General features: G+C 65.0%; 22 protein-coding genes. 12 read left to right on the top strand and 10 right to left on the bottom strand.

Annotated elements, in window-relative coordinates; all coding sequences use genetic code 11:
- Nucleotides 1–73 precede the first annotated feature (73 nt).
- From lgt to PKE71_RS04365, 10 genes are all read left to right on the top strand, one after another.
- Nucleotides 74–955 (top strand): prolipoprotein diacylglyceryl transferase, encoded by an 882-nt coding sequence (gene lgt / locus PKE71_RS04410; protein ID WP_271185748.1) that lies wholly within the window; start codon nucleotides 74–76, stop codon nucleotides 953–955.
- 3 nt (nucleotides 956–958) lie between these two features.
- Entirely contained in the window at nucleotides 959–2,041 is a 1,083-nt protein-coding gene (locus PKE71_RS04405) for a class I SAM-dependent methyltransferase (RefSeq protein ID WP_271185747.1), read from the top strand.
- Between the two features lie 72 nt (nucleotides 2,042–2,113).
- Nucleotides 2,114–3,046, top strand: coding sequence for a ribose-phosphate pyrophosphokinase (locus PKE71_RS04400; protein WP_271185746.1), 933 nt, complete (start codon nucleotides 2,114–2,116; stop codon nucleotides 3,044–3,046).
- 49 nt (nucleotides 3,047–3,095) lie between these two features.
- A complete protein-coding gene (locus tag PKE71_RS04395) occupies nucleotides 3,096–3,539 on the top strand; it encodes a hypothetical protein (protein ID WP_271185745.1) in 444 nt (147 codons plus the stop codon).
- A 162-nt stretch (nucleotides 3,540–3,701) separates the two neighbouring features.
- Nucleotides 3,702–4,349 (top strand): 50S ribosomal protein L25/general stress protein Ctc, encoded by a 648-nt coding sequence (locus PKE71_RS04390; protein WP_271185744.1) that lies wholly within the window; start codon nucleotides 3,702–3,704, stop codon nucleotides 4,347–4,349.
- Nucleotides 4,350–4,447: 98 nt separating this feature from the next.
- Nucleotides 4,448–5,053, top strand: coding sequence for an aminoacyl-tRNA hydrolase (pth, locus tag PKE71_RS04385; protein ID WP_271185743.1), 606 nt, complete (start codon nucleotides 4,448–4,450; stop codon nucleotides 5,051–5,053).
- A 425-nt stretch (nucleotides 5,054–5,478) separates the two neighbouring features.
- Entirely contained in the window at nucleotides 5,479–6,576 is a 1,098-nt protein-coding gene (gene ychF / locus PKE71_RS04380; RefSeq protein ID WP_271185742.1) for a redox-regulated ATPase YchF, read from the top strand.
- A 55-nt stretch (nucleotides 6,577–6,631) separates the two neighbouring features.
- Nucleotides 6,632–7,069, top strand: a complete 438-nt coding sequence (locus tag PKE71_RS04375) for a group III truncated hemoglobin (RefSeq protein ID WP_271185741.1) — start codon at nucleotides 6,632–6,634, stop codon at nucleotides 7,067–7,069.
- Between the two features lie 95 nt (nucleotides 7,070–7,164).
- Complete coding sequence (locus PKE71_RS04370) at nucleotides 7,165–8,409, top strand: multidrug effflux MFS transporter (RefSeq protein WP_271185740.1); 1,245 nt, start codon at nucleotides 7,165–7,167, stop codon at nucleotides 8,407–8,409.
- A gap of 49 nt (nucleotides 8,410–8,458) precedes the next feature.
- A complete protein-coding gene (locus tag PKE71_RS04365; protein WP_271185739.1) occupies nucleotides 8,459–9,337 on the top strand; it encodes a crotonase/enoyl-CoA hydratase family protein in 879 nt (292 codons plus the stop codon).
- Here the strand turns inward: PKE71_RS04365 and PKE71_RS04360 are convergent.
- From PKE71_RS04360 to PKE71_RS04345, 4 genes are all read right to left on the bottom strand, one after another.
- The gene (locus PKE71_RS04360) at nucleotides 9,331–10,245 is read right to left on the bottom strand and encodes a PhzF family phenazine biosynthesis protein (protein WP_271185738.1); all 915 of its coding nucleotides are present in this window, start codon (nucleotides 10,243–10,245) and stop codon (nucleotides 9,331–9,333) included. The two genes, PKE71_RS04365 and PKE71_RS04360, sit on opposite strands and share 7 nt — an antisense overlap.
- Before the next feature lie 8 nt (nucleotides 10,246–10,253).
- Nucleotides 10,254–11,015, bottom strand: a complete 762-nt coding sequence (locus tag PKE71_RS04355; RefSeq protein ID WP_271185737.1) for an ABC transporter permease — start codon at nucleotides 11,013–11,015, stop codon at nucleotides 10,254–10,256.
- Complete coding sequence (locus PKE71_RS04350) at nucleotides 11,015–11,938, bottom strand: ABC transporter ATP-binding protein (protein ID WP_271185736.1); 924 nt, start codon at nucleotides 11,936–11,938, stop codon at nucleotides 11,015–11,017. Before PKE71_RS04350 ends, PKE71_RS04355 begins: the two co-directional genes overlap by 1 nt.
- A gap of 277 nt (nucleotides 11,939–12,215) precedes the next feature.
- Nucleotides 12,216–13,145, bottom strand: a complete 930-nt coding sequence (locus PKE71_RS04345) for a 23S rRNA (adenine(2030)-N(6))-methyltransferase RlmJ (protein ID WP_271185735.1) — start codon at nucleotides 13,143–13,145, stop codon at nucleotides 12,216–12,218.
- Between the two features lie 97 nt (nucleotides 13,146–13,242).
- On the opposite strand from PKE71_RS04345, the gene PKE71_RS04340 reads away from it, so the two are divergent.
- On the top strand, nucleotides 13,243–14,022 hold the full coding sequence (locus tag PKE71_RS04340) for a hypothetical protein (protein ID WP_271185734.1): 780 nt from the start codon (nucleotides 13,243–13,245) through the stop codon (nucleotides 14,020–14,022).
- 253 nt (nucleotides 14,023–14,275) lie between these two features.
- On the top strand, nucleotides 14,276–15,760 hold the full coding sequence (locus tag PKE71_RS04335; RefSeq protein WP_271185733.1) for a S10 family peptidase: 1,485 nt from the start codon (nucleotides 14,276–14,278) through the stop codon (nucleotides 15,758–15,760).
- A gap of 84 nt (nucleotides 15,761–15,844) precedes the next feature.
- Here PKE71_RS04335 and PKE71_RS04330 read toward each other — a convergent pair whose 3' ends face one another.
- The 6 genes from PKE71_RS04330 to PKE71_RS04305 all read right to left on the bottom strand — a co-directional run bounded on the left by PKE71_RS04330 (nucleotide 15,845) and on the right by PKE71_RS04305 (nucleotide 20,382).
- Nucleotides 15,845–16,564, bottom strand: a complete 720-nt coding sequence (locus PKE71_RS04330) for an HNH endonuclease (RefSeq protein ID WP_271185732.1) — start codon at nucleotides 16,562–16,564, stop codon at nucleotides 15,845–15,847.
- A gap of 76 nt (nucleotides 16,565–16,640) precedes the next feature.
- The gene (locus PKE71_RS04325) at nucleotides 16,641–17,297 is read right to left on the bottom strand and encodes a metal-dependent hydrolase (RefSeq protein WP_271185731.1); all 657 of its coding nucleotides are present in this window, start codon (nucleotides 17,295–17,297) and stop codon (nucleotides 16,641–16,643) included.
- Nucleotides 17,298–17,976: 679 nt separating this feature from the next.
- Entirely contained in the window at nucleotides 17,977–18,504 is a 528-nt protein-coding gene (locus PKE71_RS04320; protein WP_271185730.1) for an adenine phosphoribosyltransferase, read from the bottom strand.
- A 25-nt stretch (nucleotides 18,505–18,529) separates the two neighbouring features.
- Nucleotides 18,530–19,162 carry a glutathione S-transferase family protein gene (locus PKE71_RS04315; protein ID WP_271185729.1) on the bottom strand — a complete coding sequence of 211 codons (633 nt, stop codon included), beginning with the start codon at nucleotides 19,160–19,162 and terminating at the stop codon, nucleotides 18,530–18,532.
- The gene (locus PKE71_RS04310) at nucleotides 19,162–19,560 is read right to left on the bottom strand and encodes a lysozyme inhibitor LprI family protein (RefSeq protein WP_271185728.1); all 399 of its coding nucleotides are present in this window, start codon (nucleotides 19,558–19,560) and stop codon (nucleotides 19,162–19,164) included. The genes PKE71_RS04315 and PKE71_RS04310 overlap by 1 nt, the downstream gene beginning before the upstream one ends.
- A 72-nt stretch (nucleotides 19,561–19,632) precedes the next feature.
- Nucleotides 19,633–20,382, bottom strand: a complete 750-nt coding sequence (locus PKE71_RS04305) for a trypsin-like serine peptidase (RefSeq protein ID WP_271185727.1) — start codon at nucleotides 20,380–20,382, stop codon at nucleotides 19,633–19,635.
- Nucleotides 20,383–20,459 lie beyond the last annotated feature (77 nt).

Below are 20,459 nucleotides of genomic sequence, written 5' to 3'. Positions count from 1 at the left end.
GCCCATGGCGGAAAAGCGCAACGCGCCGATCCGTCACATCTGCATGTGCCACCCGCAACCCGCTGAGTCATTCATGGAATTCTGTCCGCCCAGCTTCGACCTGATCGACCCCATCCTGTTCACGATCGGCCCGTTCGACCTGTTCGGCATGGAATTGCGTTTCGATCTGCGCTGGTACGCGCTGGCCTATATTGCCGGCCTGCTGCTCGGCTGGCGCTACATGATCGCCCTCGCCCGGCGGCCGCAGATCTGGCACCCGGCCGGCGCGAAGAAACCCAAGGCCCCCTTCACGGAAACCCAGGTGGACGATCTGCTGATCTGGGCCACGCTGGGCGTCATCGCCGGCGGGCGGCTGGGCTATGTCATCTTCTACATGCCCGACATGATCTGGGAACGGCCGCAGGACATTGTGCTGGGTATCACCGATGGCGGCATGGCCTTCCATGGCGGGTTGATCGGCGTCTCGCTGGCGCTCTTCGTCTTCGCCCGCCGCGAAAAGCTGGATCTGATGCGCATCGCCGATGCGGCTGCGGTGGTGACCCCGATCGGTCTCCTGTTCGGCCGGCTGGCCAACTTCATCAATGGTGAGCTGTGGGGCCGTCCGACCGACCTGCCCTGGGGCCTGCGCTTTGCCACCGACCCCTTGTGCACACCGCGCCATCCCAGCCAGCTCTACGAAGCGGCGCTGGAAGGCCTGGCCCTGTTCGCCATCGTCAATATCGCGACCTGGAAATTCCGCTCGCTGGAAAAGCCGGGCCTCAATGCCGGTCTCTTCCTGTTGAGCTACGGCCTGTTCCGGGCCCTGCTGGAAACCGTGCGCGAGCCGGATGCGCACATGCCCGAAGCCCTGCGCGGCTATGTCACCATGGGCATGCTGCTCTCGCTGCCGATGATCGCCGCGGGCGTCTGGCTGATCCGCCGCGCCCTCAAACCCGCCGCTGCCGCCAGGGCCTGAGCCATGATTGCCGACCGCCTGCGTGACCGGATCCGCCAGACGGGTCCGATGTCCATCGCCGCCTTCATGACCGAAGCGCTGTTCGATCCGCGCGAGGGTTACTACGCCACCAAGGATCCGATCGGCGCCGGGGCGGACTTCATCACCGCACCGGAAATCAGCCAGATGTTCGGCGAGCTGATGGGATTGTGGGCGGCGCAGTCCTGGATGGATATGGGCAAGCCTGCGGCCTTCCAGCTCGTCGAGCTGGGTCCCGGCCGCGGCACCATGATGGCGGATGCGCTGCGGGCCGCCCGCACGGTGCCCGGCTTCGTGGATGCGGCGCACGTCGTGCTGATCGAGGCCTCGGCCGCGCTGAAGGCCGTACAGGCGCAAACGCTGGGGCCGACCGGCGCACAGATCCGCTGGGTGGACCGGCTGGAGAGCGTGCCGGCGGGGCCCGCCATCGTACTGGGCAATGAATTCCTCGACTGCCTGCCCGTGCGCCAGGCCATCCGCCGCGGCGACGACTGGCATGAGCGGATGATCGGGCTGGACGCGGACGAGGCCTTCGTCTTCGTGCTCGGCCCGCCGCTGGGTGCCGATGCGGATCTCATTCCCGAACGCCTGCGCGATGCGCCCGAGGACAGCCTGGCCGAGCTGCGGCCCGGCGACCGCCAGGTCGTCGATGCGCTGGCCGCCCGCTTTGCCGAAGCACCCGGCCGCGCCCTCTTCATCGACTACGGCCCCGCCACGAGCGAGACCGGCGACACGCTGCAGGCCGTCAAGGCTCATAAGAAAGTACCGCCGCTGGAAGCGCCAGGCACAGCCGACCTCACCGCCCGTGTCGATTTCGAGAGCCTCGCAGCCGCTGCGCGCGCTGCGGGACTGACCGTCAGCGGTCCGGTGACCCAGGGCGATTTCCTTGTCGGACTGGGGCTGGAAGCGCGTGCTGCCGCGCTGTGCCAGGCCGCGCCGGACAAGCGCGCCGTCTTCGCCCGCCAGGTCTGGCGGCTGACCGATCCGGAGCAGATGGGCACGCTGTTCAAACTCGTCTGCCTCGACGCGGACGGCCTGCCGGCCCCGCCGGGATTCGCCGCACGCTGAGCATTTCAGCTTCAATCCCCGGCGTGCGTCTGTTAATCAGCGCGCGAGTGTGACTGCCGGGGACCACCAGCCATGAAACTGATGTCGGGAACGGCCAATCGCGAGTTGGCCAGAGCGATTGCCGATTACCTGGATGCGCCCCTGTGCGCGAGCGAGATCGAACGCTTCGCCGATGGCGAGATCTTCGTGCGGATCGACGAGAATGTGCGGGGCGAAGACGTCTTCGTCATCCAGTCGACCTCCTCGCCGGCCAATGACCATCTGATGGAGCTGCTGATCTGCATCGACGCGCTGGTGCGCGCCAGTGCGCGGCGGATCACGGCGGTCATTCCCTATTTCGGCTACGCCCGGCAGGACCGGAAAACCGGCGGCCGCACGCCGATCTCCGCCAAGCTGGTCGCCAATCTGATCGCCAAGGCCGGCGCCGACCGCGTTCTCACGGTCGACCTGCATGCCGGCCAGATCCAGGGCTTTTTCGACATCCCGACCGACAATCTCTTCGCCACCAAGGTGATGGAGGACGATATCCGCCGGCGCTACCAGACCGACAATCTGCTGATCGTCTCGCCGGATGTCGGCGGCGTGGTGCGCGCCCGGGCGCTGGCCAAGCTGCTCGATGCCGAGATCGCCATCGTCGACAAGCGCCGCCCCAAGGCCGGCGTGGCCGAAGTGATGAACATCATCGGTGAGGTCGAAGGCCGCCGCTGCATCCTGTTCGACGACATGTGCGATTCGGGCGGCACGCTGGTCAACGCCGCCGACGCGCTGCTGGCCAAGGGCGCGACCGAAGTGTCGGCCTATGTCACCCACGGCGTGCTGTCCAAGGATGCCCAGGGCCGGGTCGCCAAGTCGCAGCTGCGCGAACTGGTCGTCACCGACTCGATTCTCGAACCGCCGAATTCCACCCAGACCGAAAAGGTGCGCCGCCTCTCCGTCGCCCCGCTGCTCGGCGAAGCGATCCGCCGGATCGCCAATGACGAGTCGGTCTCCAAGCTGTTCGATTGACACAATCAAAGGCCGCTTGTACGTTTTTTCCCACCGATGATTGAAACGGATGGTGGTTGTGCGGACCTTATTGCTGGGGGCCGTTGGGCTTCTTTGCGGCGGCATCCTGCAGGATGCATGGGCGTCTCAGGACTCCGAACAGGAACACGCTTCCGGTGCATCTCCGGCAGAGTCCGCCTGCCCGGCTGCGAGCAACGGAATCTTCTATTACCGCGACCGGCAAACAGGCGTTGTTGCACGTGTTGACCGGTTTATCGGCCTCGCAGATGCCGACGCCGTGAGAGACGCGGCAGGTGCCGCCGAAGCTGCCTCCGGCCGCGACCTCGTTGATGCGATGTCCTCAATCGTCAGCGGCCGGGACTGCGACGGCAATAACGTCGTCGACGGATACGACCACATCTTCCTGCATGGGGCACCGGTCGGTTTCACGCCGGAACAGTGGGCAGAGGTGCAAACCACCCATGCAGACAGTTTGCGGTTCACACCGTGGTAGATTGTCTGAGTCGCTGACTCTTCCCTGCCGTCGCGGTTGCGCGGCGCTTGTGGATCGGTTATAGCCCGCCGCTCGAAATAACACTGTGGCACGAGGCCATGACAGATCGCCGCCCGCCTTGATCCGGCTGGAGGCGGCGTTTGCATTTAAGGAACAGGACCGATGAGCTCCAACATCGTTCTCAACGTCGACGTTCGTGAAGGCACCGGCAAGGGCGCAGCCCGCGCGGCTCGCCGTGAAGATCTGGTCCCGGGCGTCCTCTATGGCGGCGACCAGGATCCGGTCTCCATCAACCTGCGCGGCAACGAGATCCGCAAGGCCCTGCTGACCGGCCAGTTCATCTCCCACATGATGGAGCTGGAGCACGAAGGCAAGCGCCAGAAGGTCATCGCCCGCGACATCCAGTTCCACCCGGTGTCCGACGCCCCGATGCATGTTGACCTGTTCCGCGTGACCGAGAAGACCCGGATCGACGTGGAAGTCACCGTCCACTTCATCAATGAAGAGAAGTGCCCGGGCCTCAAGCGCGGCGGCGTGCTGAACGTGGTCCGCCACGTGGTCGAGCTGAACTGCCCGGCCGGCGCCATCCCGGAATCGATCGAAGCCGACCTGAGCGGCCTCGATATCGGCGACTCCATCCACATCTCGGCCATTCCGCTGCCGAAGGGTGTGACCTCCACCATCACCGACCGTGACTTCACCGTCGCCACCCTGCAGGGTTCGCGCGCCGTGCTGACGCCGGAAGCCGAAGACGAAGATGCGACCCCGGCCGAGCCGGAAGTCATCAACCAGAAGAGCGACGACGCGTAATCACTCGCCGCGACATTTCTGGAGCGTACAATCAGCGAAGCCGGGCCCGGCTTCGCTGATTTCATATCCGGCCTGCGCAATGACGGGAGCAGACGCCGATGATGATCCTCGCCGGCCTCGGCAATTACGAACCGAAATACCTGCGCAACCGGCACAATGTCGGCTTCATGGCACTGGACGTGATTGCCCATGCCTGGAGCGCCGGGCCCTGGCGCAAGCGCTTCCAGAGCCAGGCCTGCGAACTGGTGATCGGCTCGCAGAAGCTGCTCCTGCTCAAGCCGCAGACCTTCTACAACAATTCCGGACACGCTGTCGGCGAGGCCGCGAACTTCTACAGGGTTCCGCCGGAGAATGTTGTCGTCTTCCACGACGAGCTGGACCTGGCGCCCGGCAAGTTCCGCATGAAGACCGGCGGCGGCGCCGCCGGCAATAACGGCATCAAGTCGATCACCGCCCAGATCGGCCCGGACTTCCGCCGCGCCCGTATCGGCATCGGCCACCCCGGCGACAAGGGCCGGGTCACCGGCTATGTCCTCTCCGACTTCGCCAAGTCCGAGGAAGACTGGCTGATCGACCTGCTGGACGCGATCGCCGACAGTCTCGACCTGCTGGCCAGGGGCGAATTCGACGCTTTCCAGACCCGCGTGACGCACAAGGCGCCCGCACCGGAGCCGGCAAAGCGCGGACGGCCGGACGAGGTTTAGGCAGGTCGCCCGATTGCTTTTCCTCCCCATTCCACGGGGAGGTGGATCGCCGCCAAGCGGCGAGACGAAGGGGCGCCGCATCAGCGGTATCGTGTTCGAGACAAGCTCCGCCCCGGCAGATGATCTGCGCAGGCATGCTGAAACCGGCCGGCAGCGAAAGGGTTGGGGCCTTCACCCCGGACACGCTTTCCCCGGCCGTTTGCCGGGGCCTGTGATTGCGGACGGCCTGAACACAAACGCCTTCTTGTGCCGGGCCCCGGAACCGGGTCCGGGGAAAGAAGAAAGTATTTCCGGCGACCCGATGCTGCGCATCGGCCCACTTCCCCACGCGTGGGGAAGAAACCTCTCCCCCCACTGACACGGCAGTCGACCCCGCGGCCCATTCTTCTTATAAGGCGCGCTCGGACCAGCAAGGGACATCCATCATGGGATTCAAATGCGGCATCGTCGGTCTGCCGAATGTCGGCAAGTCGACCCTGTTCAACGCCCTCACCCAGACGGCGGCGGCGCAGGCGGCGAATTATCCCTTCTGCACGATCGAGCCGAATGTCGGCGATGTCGCCGTGCCGGAACCCCGCCTGAAAAAACTGGCCGAGATAGCCGGGTCCAAGGAAATCATCCCGGCGCGGATGAATTTCGTCGATATCGCGGGCCTTGTGGCCGGCGCGTCCAAGGGTGAAGGCCTGGGCAACCAGTTCCTCGCGAATATCCGCGAGACCGATGCCATCGCCTATGTGCTGCGCTGTTTCGACGATGACGACGTCACCCACGTCGCCAACAAGATCGACCCGCTCGCCGATCTGGAAACGGTCGAGACCGAGCTGATGCTGGCCGACCTGGAAAGCCTGGAGAAGCGCCGCGCCAATCTGGAAAAGAAGGCGAAGACCGGCGACAAGGAGGCGAAGGCCACCCTGTCCCTGATCGACCTGGCCCTTGAACAGCTGAACAATGGCCGCCCGGCACGCTTTGCCGAGGTGCCCAAGGAAGAGCGCAAGGCCTGGCGCGGCCTGCAGCTGCTGACCACCAAGCCCGTCCTGTTCATCGCCAATGTCGATGAAGACTCCGCCGCCACCGGCAATGCCTATTCCGAACTCGTCTTCAAGCGCGCCGAGGAAGAAGGCGCCGAAGCCGTCGTGATCTCGGCCAAGATCGAGAGCGAGCTGGCCCTGCTCGAGGACGAGGAGCGCGCGGAATATCTCGAGACGCTGGGCCTGGAAGAGGCCGGTCTCGATCGCCTGATCCACACCGGCTACAAGCTCCTGGACCTGCAGACCTACTTCACCGTCGGTCCGAAGGAAGCGCGCGCCTGGACGATCCGCGAAGGCTGGACCGCCCCCCAGGCGGCCGGCGTCATCCACGGCGATTTCGAGAAGGGCTTTATCCGCGCGGAGACGATCCCCTACGAGGATTTCGTCGCCTGCGGCGGTGAAAGCGCGGCCAAGGAAGCCGGCAAGATGCGGGCGGAAGGCAAGGAATACATCGTCAAGGACGGCGATGTGATGCATTTCCGCTTCAACGTCTGATCTGCGTCAGACCACCGCATCGCAATCGGACGCCGAGCTGCCTAAGTGAGGCGTCATGTCTGCGAATTATTCTCTCCGCGCCACAGAGGCCCGCGAGGCGGCCCGCGCCGAAGCGGCCGCTATGGGCATCACCGCCCGGACCGTCTCCGATCTGGTCGATACCTTCTACGGACATGTCCGGGCCGATGCGGATCTCGGTCCGATCTTCGAGAAGGCGATCGGCGACACGTGGGAGCCGCATCTGGACACGATGAAGCGCTTCTGGTCCGCCATCGTCTTCCATGACGGCGGCTATTCCGGACGGCCCATGCCGGCGCATGTGAAGCTGAAACCCGATATCGCGCCGGAGCACTTTGCCCGCTGGCTAGGCCTGTTCGAGCAGACGCTTGACGAGATCGGTGCGAGCGAGGCCGCCAAGGCCGCCTTCCTCGATCGCGCCAACCGGATCGCCAAGAGTTTCCAGCTGCAGCTTTTCTATTCGCCATACGAATAAGCCGGTCAGGCATGCATGCGCACGACTTGCACTTTCAGGCCGCAAGTCGCATGTGAAGGGGAGCGCTGTTCTGCGCCCGATCCCCGGAGACCGCCATGACTTCACCGAAACGCCCGGCGGGCGAGACGCTGCCGCTTCCGCTGTTCGAACTCGTTGCGCTCCTGGTGGCGATGACCTCCGTCGTGGCCCTGGCGATCGACATGATGCTGCCGGCGCTGGACGATATCGCCGGTGATCTCGGCGTGGCGCAGGCGAACGACCAGCAATTCGTGATCACCAGCTATCTGGCCGGCTTCGGCGCAGCACAGCTGTTCTACGGCCCGCTGTCGGACCGGTTCGGCCGCAAGCCGGTGATTATCTGGTCGCTCGTCTTCTTCATCCTGATGAGCGTGATCTGTACCTTCTCACCCTCCTACAGCCTGCTGCTGGTCGCGCGTTTCTTCCAGGGCGCCGCGGCGGCCGCCTGCCGTGTAATCGGCGTGGCCATCGCACGCGACCTCACCTCCGGCCGGCGCATGGCCGAGGTGATGTCGATGGTGATGACCGCCTTCATGGCCGTGCCGGTTCTGGCCCCGACGCTGGGCCAGATCATCCTGACCTTTGCCCCCTGGCGCTGGGTGTTCGGCTTCCTGATCCTGTTCGGCATCGGCCTGATCGCCTGGCTGCACATGCGCTTGCCCGAAACCCTGCATCCGGAATACCGGGTACCGTTGCGGCTGAAATCGACCATCTCGACTTTCATGGAGACCACCCGTCACCGGCTGATGGTGGGCTATACGCTGGCCGCCATGCCCTTCTTCGGCGGGCTCTACGGCTTCCTGGGCACGTCGCAACAGGTCTTTGTCGACCATTTCGGCCTGTCCGACGCCCATTTCCCCCTCGCCTTCGCCGTGATTGCGGGCGGGATCGGTGTGACCAGCTATGCCAATTCCCGGCTGGTGATGCGGGTGGGCCAGCGGCGCCTGTCGCACGGCGCCCTCGTCGCCTTCACCGTGATCAGCATCGTGCACACGATCATCCTGATGTCCGGCGTCGACAATCTCTACGTCTTCCTGGTGCTGCTGGCCTCGGCGATGGCCTTCATGGGGCTGATCGCGGCCAACTTCTCGGCCCTGGCGATGGAGCCGGTGGGTCATATCGCCGGCACGGCCTCGGCGGCCTATGGCTTCGTGACCGGCGTGGTGGGCGCGGCGATCGGCGGCTATATCGGCCATCTCTATGACGGCACGCCCGTGCCGCTGATTGCCGGCCAAGCGGCGATGTCGGCGATCGCGCTGGTGATCGTCTACATCACCGAGCGCCGCAAACTGTTTGCAGTGGTCGAGGACTGGGAAGACTAGCCCTGCCCGCCCCGGCCGGTCATGCTGGGCGGCAAGAGGGAGGACGCCCATGTCATTCGAGACCATCCGCTATGCGGTCGACGAGCAGATCGCGACGATCACGCTGCACCGGCCGCACCGGCTGAATGCCTTTACCCTGGAAATGGGCGAGGAGATCATCGCCGCCTTTGACGAGGCCGATGGCGACGACAATGTCCGCGCCGTCATCGTCACCGGCGAGTCCCCGGCCTTCTGCGCGGGCGCCGACCTCTCGACGGGGGCCGACACGTTCAACCGGGTCGCCGACGAAACCCAGAGCGGGGAATTCGATCCGGAAGATCCCAAATGGCGCGACAGGGGCGGCAAGCTGAACCTGCGCATCTGGGACAGCGTCAAGCCGGTGATCGGCGCCATCAATGGCGCGGCGGTCGGCATCGGGGCGACGATGATCCTGCCGATGGATATCCGGCTGGCCTCGATGGAGGCGAAATTCGCCTACCCCTTCGCCAGGCGCGGCATTGTCTGGGACGGTTGCGCCAGCTGGTTCCTGCCGCGCGTGGTGGGGATTTCCACCGCGATGGACTGGGGACTGACCGGGCGGACCTTCAACGCCGCCGAAGCCTTCGAGAGCGGGCTGGTAGCCCGGGTCGTACCGGCGGAAGACCTGATGGCGGAAGCGCGCGAGCGGGCCCGTCTGATCGCCGACAAGTGCGCCCCGGTCTCGGTGTCGCTGATGCGCCGCATGGCCTGGCGCATGCTGGGGGCGGCGCATCCGATGGAGGCCCACCGCATCGAAACCCAGGGCATTCTCCATGCCGGCATGGGCGCCGACGCGAAGGAAGGCGTGATGTCCTTCCTGGAGAAGCGCCAGCCGGACTTCCCGCTGCGCGTCTCCGAAGACATGCCGTCCTGGTATCCCTGGTGGGAGGCCGGCGAGGACGCCTACTGATCGAGCAGCAGGGTGCCCTCGGCGACTTTCACCGCATCGCCGCCGATCATCAGCTCGGTGAGCCGTGAGGCCTCGATACGCAGGCGCAGGCGGATATGGCTGGGCCGGCCCATCTCGACGCCCTGATAGAGGCTGACCGAATGCTCGCCATCGCCCAGCCCGGCCTGTTCGGCGATCAGGCCGGAGAGGGCTGCGGCGGCGCCACCGGTCGCCGGGTCTTCCATGATGCCCAGATGCGGTGCGAACATGCGCGTCCGCCAGTCGGTCGTGTGTTCGGTCTCGCTCGACTTGACCACGCAATAGACCCCGACCGGCCGCTCGCCGCCAAACACGTCGGCAAAGGCGACAGGGTCGAGCGCGATCGACTGCAGGGCCCCGGCATTGCGCAGCGGCACGATGGCAAACGGCACACCGGCCGACCAGATACCGCCCTGCACCGACGTGTCCATCAGATCGCCCGGTTTCAGCCCCAGCGCGGCGGCGATGCCGTCAAACTCCGGCAGATCGCCGATCTGCTCCGGCAGGCGCGGCACGAAGAAGCGGGCGGAGCCGTGGCGCGGCCCGTTGCGGCGGCCGTCGGCAGTGATGTCGCCAACGGTTTCCTCCAGCACGAAACGGCGCACATCGCCCTCCCTTGCATCGCTCTTCAGGGTCAGCGCGACGGTGGCGCCGACGGTCGGATGCCCGGCGAAGGGCAGTTCGCTTGTCGGCGTGAAAATGCGCAGGCCCCAGTCGGCCTCGCGTCCTTTCGGCTCGGTGATGAAGACCGTCTCGGACAGGTTGAATTCAGCGGCGATGGCCTGCATCGCATGATCGTCGAGCGCGTCTGCGCCATGCACCACAGCGAGCGCATTGCCCGCCCATTGGTGCCCCGTAAACACATCATAGATGTCGTATTGCAGTGACATTGCGTGCCCTAGTTTTTCAGCCGGTAGCCGGTGCGGAACATCCACCAGGCGATCGCCAGGCACGCGAGGAAGAAACCGAGGATCGCCACGAGGCTGATCCCGACATCGACATCGGACACGCCGTAGAAGCTCCAGCGGAAACCGGAGATCAGGTAGACGACCGGGTTGAACAGGGTGACCGTCTGCCAGAAGGGCGGCAGGACCGAGATCGAGTAGAAACTGCCGCCCAGGAAGGTCAGCGGCGTGACGATCAGCATCGGCACGATGTTCAGCTGTTCGAAATTGTCGGCCCAGATGCCGATGATGAAGCCGAACAGCGAGAAGGTCACCGAAGTCAGCACCAGGAAGGCCAGCATCGCGAACGGATGCTGCACCTCCAGCGGCACGAAGAAGGCGGCCGTGGCCAGCACCAGTACGCCGAGAATGAGCGATTTGGTCGCCGCTGCCCCGACATAGCCGATAACGATCTCGAAGGCCGAGACGGGTGCGGAGAGGATCTCGTAGACCGTGCCGGTGAATTTGGGGAAATAGATGCCGATGGCGGCGTTGGAGACGCTCTGCATCAGGATCATCATCATCACCAGGCCCGGCACGATGAAGGCGCCATAGCCGACCCCGTCAATCTCCTCGATGCGCGAACCGATGGCGGCGCCGAAGACGACAAAATACAGCGAGGTGGAGATCACCGGCGCCAGTACCGACTGCATCAGCGTGCGGCCGGTGCGGGCCATCTCGGCGTGGTAGATGGTTGCGATTGCGCGGAAATTCATCACTTGCCTCCCACCAGGCCGACAAAGATCTCCTCGAGAGAGCTCTGGCTGGTTTCCAGGTCGCGCACGGACAGGCCGGCCTCGTTGAGGCGGGCAAGCAGCGTGGTGATGCCGGTGCGTTCGGCCTGGGTGTCATAGTCGAAATGCAGCGCCGTCCCATCGGCCGCCAGTTCCAGCCCGTCGGCCTTCAGCGCCTCGGGCAGTTCGGTGAGCGGTTCGGCCAGCTGCAGGGTGAGACGCTTTTGCCCCATCTTGTGCATCAGCGCGCCGGTCTCCTCGACCACGACGATCTCGCCCTTGTTGATCACCCCCACACGGTCGGCCATCTGCTCGGCCTCCTCGATATAGTGGGTGGTCAGGATGATGGTGACGCCGCGCTCGCGCAGCCGGCCGATGACCTGCCACATGCTCTGGCGCAGCTCGACATCGACGCCCGCCGTGGGCTCGTCGAGGAAGAGGATGTCGGGTTCGTGGGCGAGCGCCTTGGCGATCATCACCCGGCGCTTCATGCCGCCGGACAGGGCGCGGATCTCCGAGTCCTTCTTGTCCCACAGCGACAGGTCTTTCAGCACCTGCTCGACATAGGCCGGGTCCGGCGCCTTGCCGAACAGGCCGCGCGAAAACGACACAGCCGCCTTCACCGAGCCGAACATGTCGATCGACATCTCCTGCGGTACCAGGCCGATGCGCGAACGCGTCTGGCGGAAATCGCGCAGGATGTCATGACCGTCGACGGTGACCGTGCCGGTCGTCGGCGTGACGAGACCGCAGATAATGCCGATCATCGTCGTCTTGCCGGCCCCGTTCGGGCCCAGAAGGGCAAAGATCTCGCCCTTCTCGATTTCAAAATCGACGGATTTCAGCGCGGTAAACCCGCCCTGATAGGTCTTCGAGAGACCCGAAATGGATATGATTGAAGACATGCGGAAAGGCGCCTTCCGGATAAGGGAGGCCAAAATGGCGTGGAGCGCCTAAGTTGGGAAGGGTCGCGGGCGATTCAACCCGGAAGGACGGGTTTTCCCTGAGTTTTTTGTTCGCGACCGTCTGCTTCCCCCGGACTTGTTCCGGGGTCTGGCACGGGAGACAGGTCGCTCTGAATGCGTTGCCCCTCAGTCACCGATCCCCATCAGGGTCATCGGCATTGGCAGGCCCCGGAACAAGTCCGGGGAAAACAAATCTGGCTGAACAGGGACGCCGCCCCTATTCCTCCAGCCCCTCCTCGACATCCTCGTCAGTCAGGCCGCCATCGACGCGCCAGCCGTATCCGTCGCCCTGGGCCAGGGTGTCGGCGAGCCAGGGCATGAGGCCGAGGAGTTTTTCCTCCAGCGTGAAGGGCGGGTTGATGACGACGACACCGGCACCGGCCAGCTTGCCCTCGCTGGCGAGGTCGCGCACCCAGAGGTCGGCGCGCAGGATCTTCTCCGGCTCGATACCCTTCTCGGCGATCAGCCATTCGGCAAGCCCGTTGTCGAACCGGTCGGCGGCCCAGAGATTCTTCAGCGAGCGCCAGAAGATATAGGTGCCTGTCGGCCATTGTCCGAACGCGCCGTTGACGGCCTCAGCCATATGCGCCAGCTCGTCGCGATCCTCGAAGGGCGGATCGATCAGCACCAGGCCGCGCTTTTCCTTCGGCGGCAGCAGGCTTTTCAGCGCCTTGTAGCCGTCGCGCCGCTCCACCTTCACACGCGCATCGCGGCGATAGCGGTCGTCCAGCGTCTTCGCGTCGGCTTCGTGCAGCTCGCACAGATGGATGCGGTCGTCGGCGCGGGACAGCCGGGCGGAGATTTCCGGCGAACCGGGATAGTGGCGCATACCGTCCGGATTGAGCGCGCGCACCACGTCGAGATACGGCGCCAGCGCCCCGGCAGCAGCCTCGGGCAGATCGGCGTTCAGCAGGCGGCCGATCCCGTCCTTCCATTCCGGCGAGCGCGCGGCCTCGCTGGAGGCGAGGTCATAGCCGCCGATCCCGGCATGGGTGTCGATCACCCGGAAGGGTTTGGGCTTGGACTTGAGATGCTCCAGGCACAGGGCGAGAACGCAGTGCTTGAGCACGTCGGCGAAGTTTCCGGCATGGAAGGCGTGGCGGTAATTCATGCCAGCGCTATAGCGTTTCTCAGGCAGCGTTTCCATCGCCCGCATCGGCGGGGCATGCTGAAAACCCGTCTCGCAACCGGCCGGGCTTTGGCCTAGCCTTTCAGGGCGCGTGAAGACGGAGGGGCCAGACCGCATGTTCGTGAAACTCTATCGCCGGATGCAGGACGAGGCGGATCGCGGGCCGCGCCGGGTCTACAAGGCCGGCTGGCTGTTCAAGGACGACAAGACAAGCCTGATCTGGGACGCGCCGAAACCGGTGAGTTTCGACCATCCACGGCCGGCGACCTCGAAATCGGCCCTGTCCTGCCCCGCCGCGATCGAGTTCGACCGCCGGCATTTCGCCATCCCCTGCCCGGTCGATCTGCGCCTGCGCATGGTACGCAACGCCCAGGGCCAGATGCAGCTGACCAATGTCGACGGGCCGCAGGCCTCGACCCGTCCGGCCGGTCTGCAGCAGATCCTCGTCCTGTCGCCGCCCAATGAGTGGCGCCATCCCGAGCGGCCGATGATCCAGCTCGTCACGCCCTATGTCTTCATTTCCGACGAGCCGCTCTACATCAACCAGTTCCCGCCCTTCCTGCATTACGAGACCCAGGCCCGGCCGGGCGTGATGCTGTGCGGCCGCTTCCCCGCCGACATCTGGCCGCGCCAGCACATGTGGGCGTTCGAATGGCACGATCTGGAAAAGGATCTGGTGCTCAAGCGCGGCGAACCGCTCTTCTATGTCCGCTTCGAGGGCGGCGATCCGGCCGCGCCGGTGCGCCTGGTCGAGGCGGAGAAGACGCCGGAGCTGGAAAGCTTCATGCGCTCCATCGTCGATGTCACCAATTTCGTGAACCAGAGCTTCCAGCTCTTCAAGACCGCCCGCGAACGCCGCCCGAAGACGCTGCTGGTGGAGAAGAAGCAGAAGTGAGAACACCCTCCCCCTTCTCCCCCGGGGAGAAGGTGCCCCGAAGGGGCGGATGAGGGGGAAGCCCCGGCATTGCCGGATCGCAGCCAGACCGCGCGCGGCCTGTGCCTCCCCCCTCTCCCTCGATCCCTCTCCCCAGGGGAGAGGGAGGACAGGCGCTATTTCCACCCACCCGACATTACCGCCGCACACCTGGTCTTCCCGCCGGGCGGATTGGCGCTTAGGGTCGCGGCGACGTCAATTTGGGGAGACAGGCATGATCCGCTTGATGACCGCCGCGCTGGGCGCGGTGCTTCTGGCTACCACCGTTCAGGCGCAGGAGAATTCCGGGGGCGATATCCCCGAGCCGCGCGTCTATGAGAGCACCGGCCAGGTCAACGCCAACGGCACGCGCGTGCGCTACACCGTCACCGCCGGCGAGACCTATCTGCGCGATGCCGACGGCAATCCGACCGCCTCGATCTTCTCGACCACCTATATCGCCGACGGCCATGCCGACCCGCGCACGCGTCCGGTCGCCTTCGTCTTCAATGGCGGGCCCGGTTCGGCCAGCCTGTGGCTGCACATGGGCATGTTCGGCCCGCAGCGCGTCGCCCTGCCGAATGTGCAGGACGATGGCGCCGCGCCCTACAACATCGTCGAGAACACGCATTCCATCCTCGACGTGGCCGATCTCGTCTTCGTCGATCCGGTCGGCACCGGCTGGAGCCGTCCGCTGGGCGAGAGCGAGGGCGACGATTTCTGGGGCGTCAACGAGGATGGCGAAAGCCTGGCCCAGTTCATCCGCATCTGGCTGACCGAGCACCGGCGCTGGAATTCGCCGAAATACCTGCTGGGCGAAAGCTATGGCACGCTGCGTATCGGCTCGCTGCTGAACCAGCTGGAAGGCAGCTATAACGATGTCGCGATCAATGGCGTCGCGCTGATCTCGACCGTGCTGGACTTCCGCTATGACGACACGTCCGAGGGCAATGATATCGGCTATGTCGGCCTGCTGCCGGGCTTTGCCGCCACGGCCTGGTATCACAACCAGGTCGACCGCTCGGCCTGGAATAATGATCTCGAGGCCTTCCTGGCCGAGGCACGCACCTTCGCCATCGAGGAATACATGCCGGCCCTGATGCATGGCGTGACCCTGCCGGCCGACCGCCAGGCGCGCGTGGTGCGCGAGCTGTCGCGCTTTACCGGCCTGTCGGAAGACTTCCTCACCCGCGCCAATATGCGCGTCTCGCTGCGCCGCTTCCAGCGCGAGCTGATGCGCGATGAAGGCGTGTCGGTGGGCCGTCTGGACGCCCGCTTCACCGGTGTCGAGGTTGACGGTGTCGGCGAGGATCCGGAAACCGATCCCAGCTTCTACGGCATCGATGGCAGCTATACCGCCGCCATGCTGGACTATTTCACCCGCACGCTGGGCGTCGACATGACCGAATTCTACACGGTGATCGGCGGCGTACGCGGCTGGAACTGGGATGCCGGCCGTTCGGGCAACAACAACTACATCAATGTCGCCCCGTGGATCGCCCGCGCCATGCGCCAGAATTCCGATCTTAAGGTGCTGGTCGCCCAGGGCTATTACGACCTGGCCACGCCCTTCTTCGCCGCCGAGCTGATGTTCAACCAGCCCGGCTTCGACCAGGACCGCGTGCAGTTCCGCTACTACGAAGCCGGTCACATGATGTATCTGCACGAACCGTCACTGGAAGCCTCCACGGCCGATGTGCGGGCACTGATCGCGAACTAGCCGAAATAGGGGAGCGGTGCGTTTAGTACGGGTGCAAACGTGGCACAGAAGGTGCCGGTCATCGCCTAAATGCACTGCTCCTTTTTATTTATTTTGAAGAGCAAGAAACTGCGACCATCTGTCTGTAAATTGCTCGGGGCTGGGCCCTGAATCTGGCAAAGCAATGGAACGACCATCAAACTCTTGATATGATTCAAGAATTGGGTTTACTTTCACCTTGATATCTTCCGGATCAACCGCAATCATGCCAATATCAAAGAGGCGATGAAGATCGACTCTTAAAATTATCGAGTTTTTGCGCGTCATCTGACCATACTGCGAATGAGGGCTCACATGAGCAGCCTCAAGAGCCTGCTCGTGCGCAACACCAGAAATCGCGCATTTCCCCTTCCAAATCTCAAGCGCCTGCTGCCGAAACCTAGACTGGCCCTGCCGAGCGAGGCGCAAAACACTCTCATATCGGCGCATTGAGTATGTATCGACAGCCTCTGAAGCCTTTTCGTCGATCACAGGAAAGCCCAGCTTTTCGAGCACATCGATCAGGGGGTCCGTATGCCACTCATAGACTTCCGATGCATCGTAACCCTTCCGGACCAGCGCTGCTTTAACAATAGCTTTAGCGTCTAGATGCTCACCGTTGTCGTACAGAAAATAGCGCCTACTTGGTCCACTTCTAAGATTCCCTAGCCAAACTTTTTTGTTATCTGATTGCCAGTACTCATCTATCGCGCCTTCGATATCCTCCGGCCCCAGCTCAGCCATCAGCCAAGCAACGTCGTCCGGTCGAGAGTTTGGTCGTAGCATCCTAGATATCCTCAATTTTGGCTGGCTGCCCAAGTTCCCTGCCGGGGCAAGGCTCATCTTACAAATTTCCCCTCTTCTAGCGCGCCCGCCGTGTCAGGTCGCAGACGGCGGCGAGGCCGGTGAAGACGAGGAAGGTCACGGCGGCGGAATAGCCGAAGGCGGCCGGGCTTTCCGGCAGCGGGCCGCCATGATTGGCGATTTCCGCCACGCCCAGCAGGCCCAGGAAGACCCAGGGCCAGATCCGGCCGATCAGGCCCTTTGCCTCGGTCACGCGCATGTAGAGCAGAAAGCCGAAGACCAGCACCGCGGCCTCCAGCGCCAGGGCGACGGGGTAATTGTTCCACAGGCCCAGCCCGACGCGCGGCCCGCCCGGCCAGAGCAGGAGGTCGGGCACATGGACGAGAAGGTCGAGGATCCAGTGGGAGAGGACGGCCGCGCCGACGACCAGCCCGCCCGGCATCTTCTCGCGCCGCGCCCAGATCGCATAGACGAGGCCTGCCGCCACCGACCAGGCCAGCGCGCCCGGCAGGGAATGGGTGATCGGCATGTCGTAGAGGTCGAGCGCATTGGCGTCGGTAAAGCCCGGCACGATGCGCACGTGCTCGATGCCGTTGGCGACAAATATGCCCCAGGCGATATCGACCAGCTGCACCGCCAGGAAGAGCGTCCACAACGGGACCGAACGCGCCACCGCCTTGCCGGCAAAGGCCGGACCGTAATGACCGACGAACATGCTGTGCCCTCCCCTGACCGGGCCCAGATTAGGGGCTGTGTCGATGCAGGCAAGGTGAGAGCCGGTTCTTTTCCCGCTCCCGCTCCATTTTCCCCGGCCCCCGTGCCGGGGTCTGGTTGAGCCTGCACCTGAAACGCCGCCGGGCCCCGGGATAAATACGGGGGAAGCAGCTGCCTCTTTCTTCCCCACCTCGTGGGGAAGTGGCCCCTCCGCAGCCTTGGCGAAGGAGGGGTCGAAGGGGCCGGCGCGGAGCGCCGGGAAACGGTAGAGCTTGGCATTGACGACTACGCCGCTGACGCGGCGCCCCTCCCCCGCTTCGCGGGTCCCCTCCCCATGGAATGAGGAGGAAAGCCAGCCTCAGCCCAAACCACCGTCATCCTGACACCCGCTTTCGCGGGCGCAGGCTTCAGTCAGGACCCAGATTACGCTTGTGGCCGCAGAGCGGTACAGGTGCGAGTTCGCCCCCATCGCGTTCTGTGAACTGGGCCCTGACTTTCGTCAGGGTGACGATGAATGGTGCAGTGAACGCCCCTCTCCCCCACCGGGGAGAGGAATCAAAGGTGAGGGGCGGCCGCGGGAGCGGCCCACTCAAAAGACTCTTTGTAGCGCTGTCGCGCGCGCCTCATCCGCCGCTTCGCGGCACCTTCTCCCCAGCCGGGAAGAAGGGGTGAGATCCGGCCTAATCGCCCTCGTACTGCACCAGCGAGGAGACCGGCACGCCCATCGCCTCGATGCGCTTCGCGCCGCCCAGGTCGGGCAGGTCGATGACGAAAGCCGCGCCCACGACGGTGGCGCCGGCGCGCTGCAGGAGGCGGATGGAGGCTTCGGCCGTGCCGCCGGTGGCGATCAGGTCGTCGACCAGCAGGACCCTGTCGTTTTCCTGGATCGCGTCGACATGGATCTCGATCGCGTCCTGGCCGTATTCCAGCTCGTATTCCTCGATCAGCGTGCGGTGGGGCAGCTTGCCGCGCTTGCGCACCGGCGTGAAGCCGACGGAGAGCTGGTGCGCCACGGCGCCGCCCAGGATGAAGCCGCGCGCCTCGGTGCCGGCCACCCGGTCGATCTTGGCGCCGGCCCAGGGCTGGACCATGCGGTCAACGGCGACGCGGAAGGCCCGCGCATCGCCGATCAGCGTGGTGACGTCGCGGAACATGATGCCCGGCTTGGGATAATCCGGAATCGTGCGGATGGCGGATTTCAGGTCCATGCGGAAAGATCCAGTTCGCTGTCGTTCAGCCTGCCGGGCCCGGCAGGGTCTCGGCCAGGGCGGCGCTGCGCCACGCGGCATAGTCTTCATCGGCCAGCAGCTTATCGCAATAGTCCTGGGCGCCGGCATGCAGCGGAATGTCAAAGGTGTAGAAACGCACCGCGACCGGCGTGAAGAAGGCGTCGGCGATGCTCCAGCGGCCGAACAGCCAGGGTCCGTCGACACTGCCGACATCATTCCACAGCGCCTGGATGGCGGCGATATCGGCACGGGTATCGGCATTGAGAGCGACCGCCTGCGGCGTGCGCGCAATGTCCATGGCGCACTGGCCGCGCAGGGCGGTGAAACCGGCATGCATGCGGCAAACGGCAGCGCGTGCCAGGGCCCGGCGGCCCTCATGCTCCGGCCAAAGGCCCGGCACCCGCTCGGCCGCCCATTCGGCAATGGCCAGCGAATCCCAGAAAGTGCCGTGCTGTGTGGTCAGGGCCGGCACGCTGCCGCCCGGCGACAGATCGCTCACCGCCTGCCGCGTCTGCGGCGTGTAGAGCGGCACCAGGGCCTCGTCGAAATCGATGCCCGCCTTGCGCAGGATCAGCCAGGCCCGCAAGGACCAGCTGGAGTAACGCTTGTTGCCGATATGCAGGACCGGCCGGTCCATCACATCGTCTCCAGTTCCTGTGTGCGGGCCCGGGTCAGGGTGATGCGGCAGTCCAGGCCGATCTCCTCGCGGCTGTCCTCGCCGATGAACATCAGCGCGGTACGCCGGTCGCATTCGGCATCGCGATAGGCGTGCCAGGCCGTCTGGGCGGCCTCGAAATGCGCTTCGGCGCCAAAATGACCACCGGAGTCGAAGTCGGATTCGCGGGCTTCCTCGAGGGCGGCGTCCGCGGCGCGCTCAAGGGCCGCTTCGGCGTCGTCGAGCAGGCCGCGCAGGCACCGGCGCCGGGCCGGCCAGTCGGTGAGGTGTTCGGAGCATTCCACCGCCGGGCGCGGCGGCGTGAATTCCGGCATCTGGACGGCCGCGACCGCCCAGCTGAGTGCAACCACCGTGATCATGGTGTCCCCTTCGTCCTTGCCCGTGCGGCCTTTATGGACGAGGCCGCGGCGCGGGGAAAGGGCGGCCTGCGGCTAGGGAATGGCCAGTTCGTGCAGATACTCGGCCAGGGTGGTGAGGAATTCACCATTCAGGCGGCGCGCGATGCCGTAGGAGTCCTGGGTCTCGCCGAACGGAATGGTGTGTCCGACATGGACAGCCACCACAAAGGGTTCGCCATCGATCTGCACGACCAGCGGCGTGCCCGACAGGCCCTGGCGCGACCGGCAGCCGTGGATCAGAAGTCCCGGATCGGAAAAGGCCGGCGGCGACTGCCGGACATCGCAGGGTGCCCGGTCGACGGGACGCACCAGCAGCGAGACCTCGCCCTGGTCGATGCCTTCGGCCGCCAGAACACGAAGCCGCGGCGTCTCGTCCGGCAAACGGCGGCGGGTGCGCAAAATGGCCCAGTCCGCGCTGAACTGCGGATGACTGTCTTCGGAAGGTGTGCCAGTGCGCACGTCCACGATCTCTCCCACCCACTCCGGAACGCCGCGCACGTGGCAGGTGCGCGGGCCGTTCCTTCCCTGCAGGGCATGACGGGTCGCCAGGAGTATGTCGAATTGCGGCCGGGCCCCGGGACGGGCGTCGAGCACGACGGCACGGCTGAGATAATACCGGCCGCTCTGTTCTTCATGACACAGGAGCTGGACGACGCTCTCGCGCGAGATGTCGTAGGTCTGCTCGTCCAGAGCGCGGAAGCTGACAATGTCGCTGGCCTCGGCGCGCGGTTGCGGCCCCAGGGTCAGAGCCGCGAAGAGGACAGTCAGGACGAAACGATACATGCAGCAAGTCTAGTCCCGCCGCGTGCGATCCGTCCAGATATTCGCCGGAGCAGGATCGTTTCCCGCTTCACCGGATC

The organism is Maricaulis virginensis (genome assembly GCF_027922185.1).
GTDB classification, from domain to species: Bacteria; Pseudomonadota; Alphaproteobacteria; order Caulobacterales; family Maricaulaceae; genus Maricaulis; species Maricaulis virginensis.
This window is presented reverse-complemented; position numbering and strand designations above follow the sequence as displayed.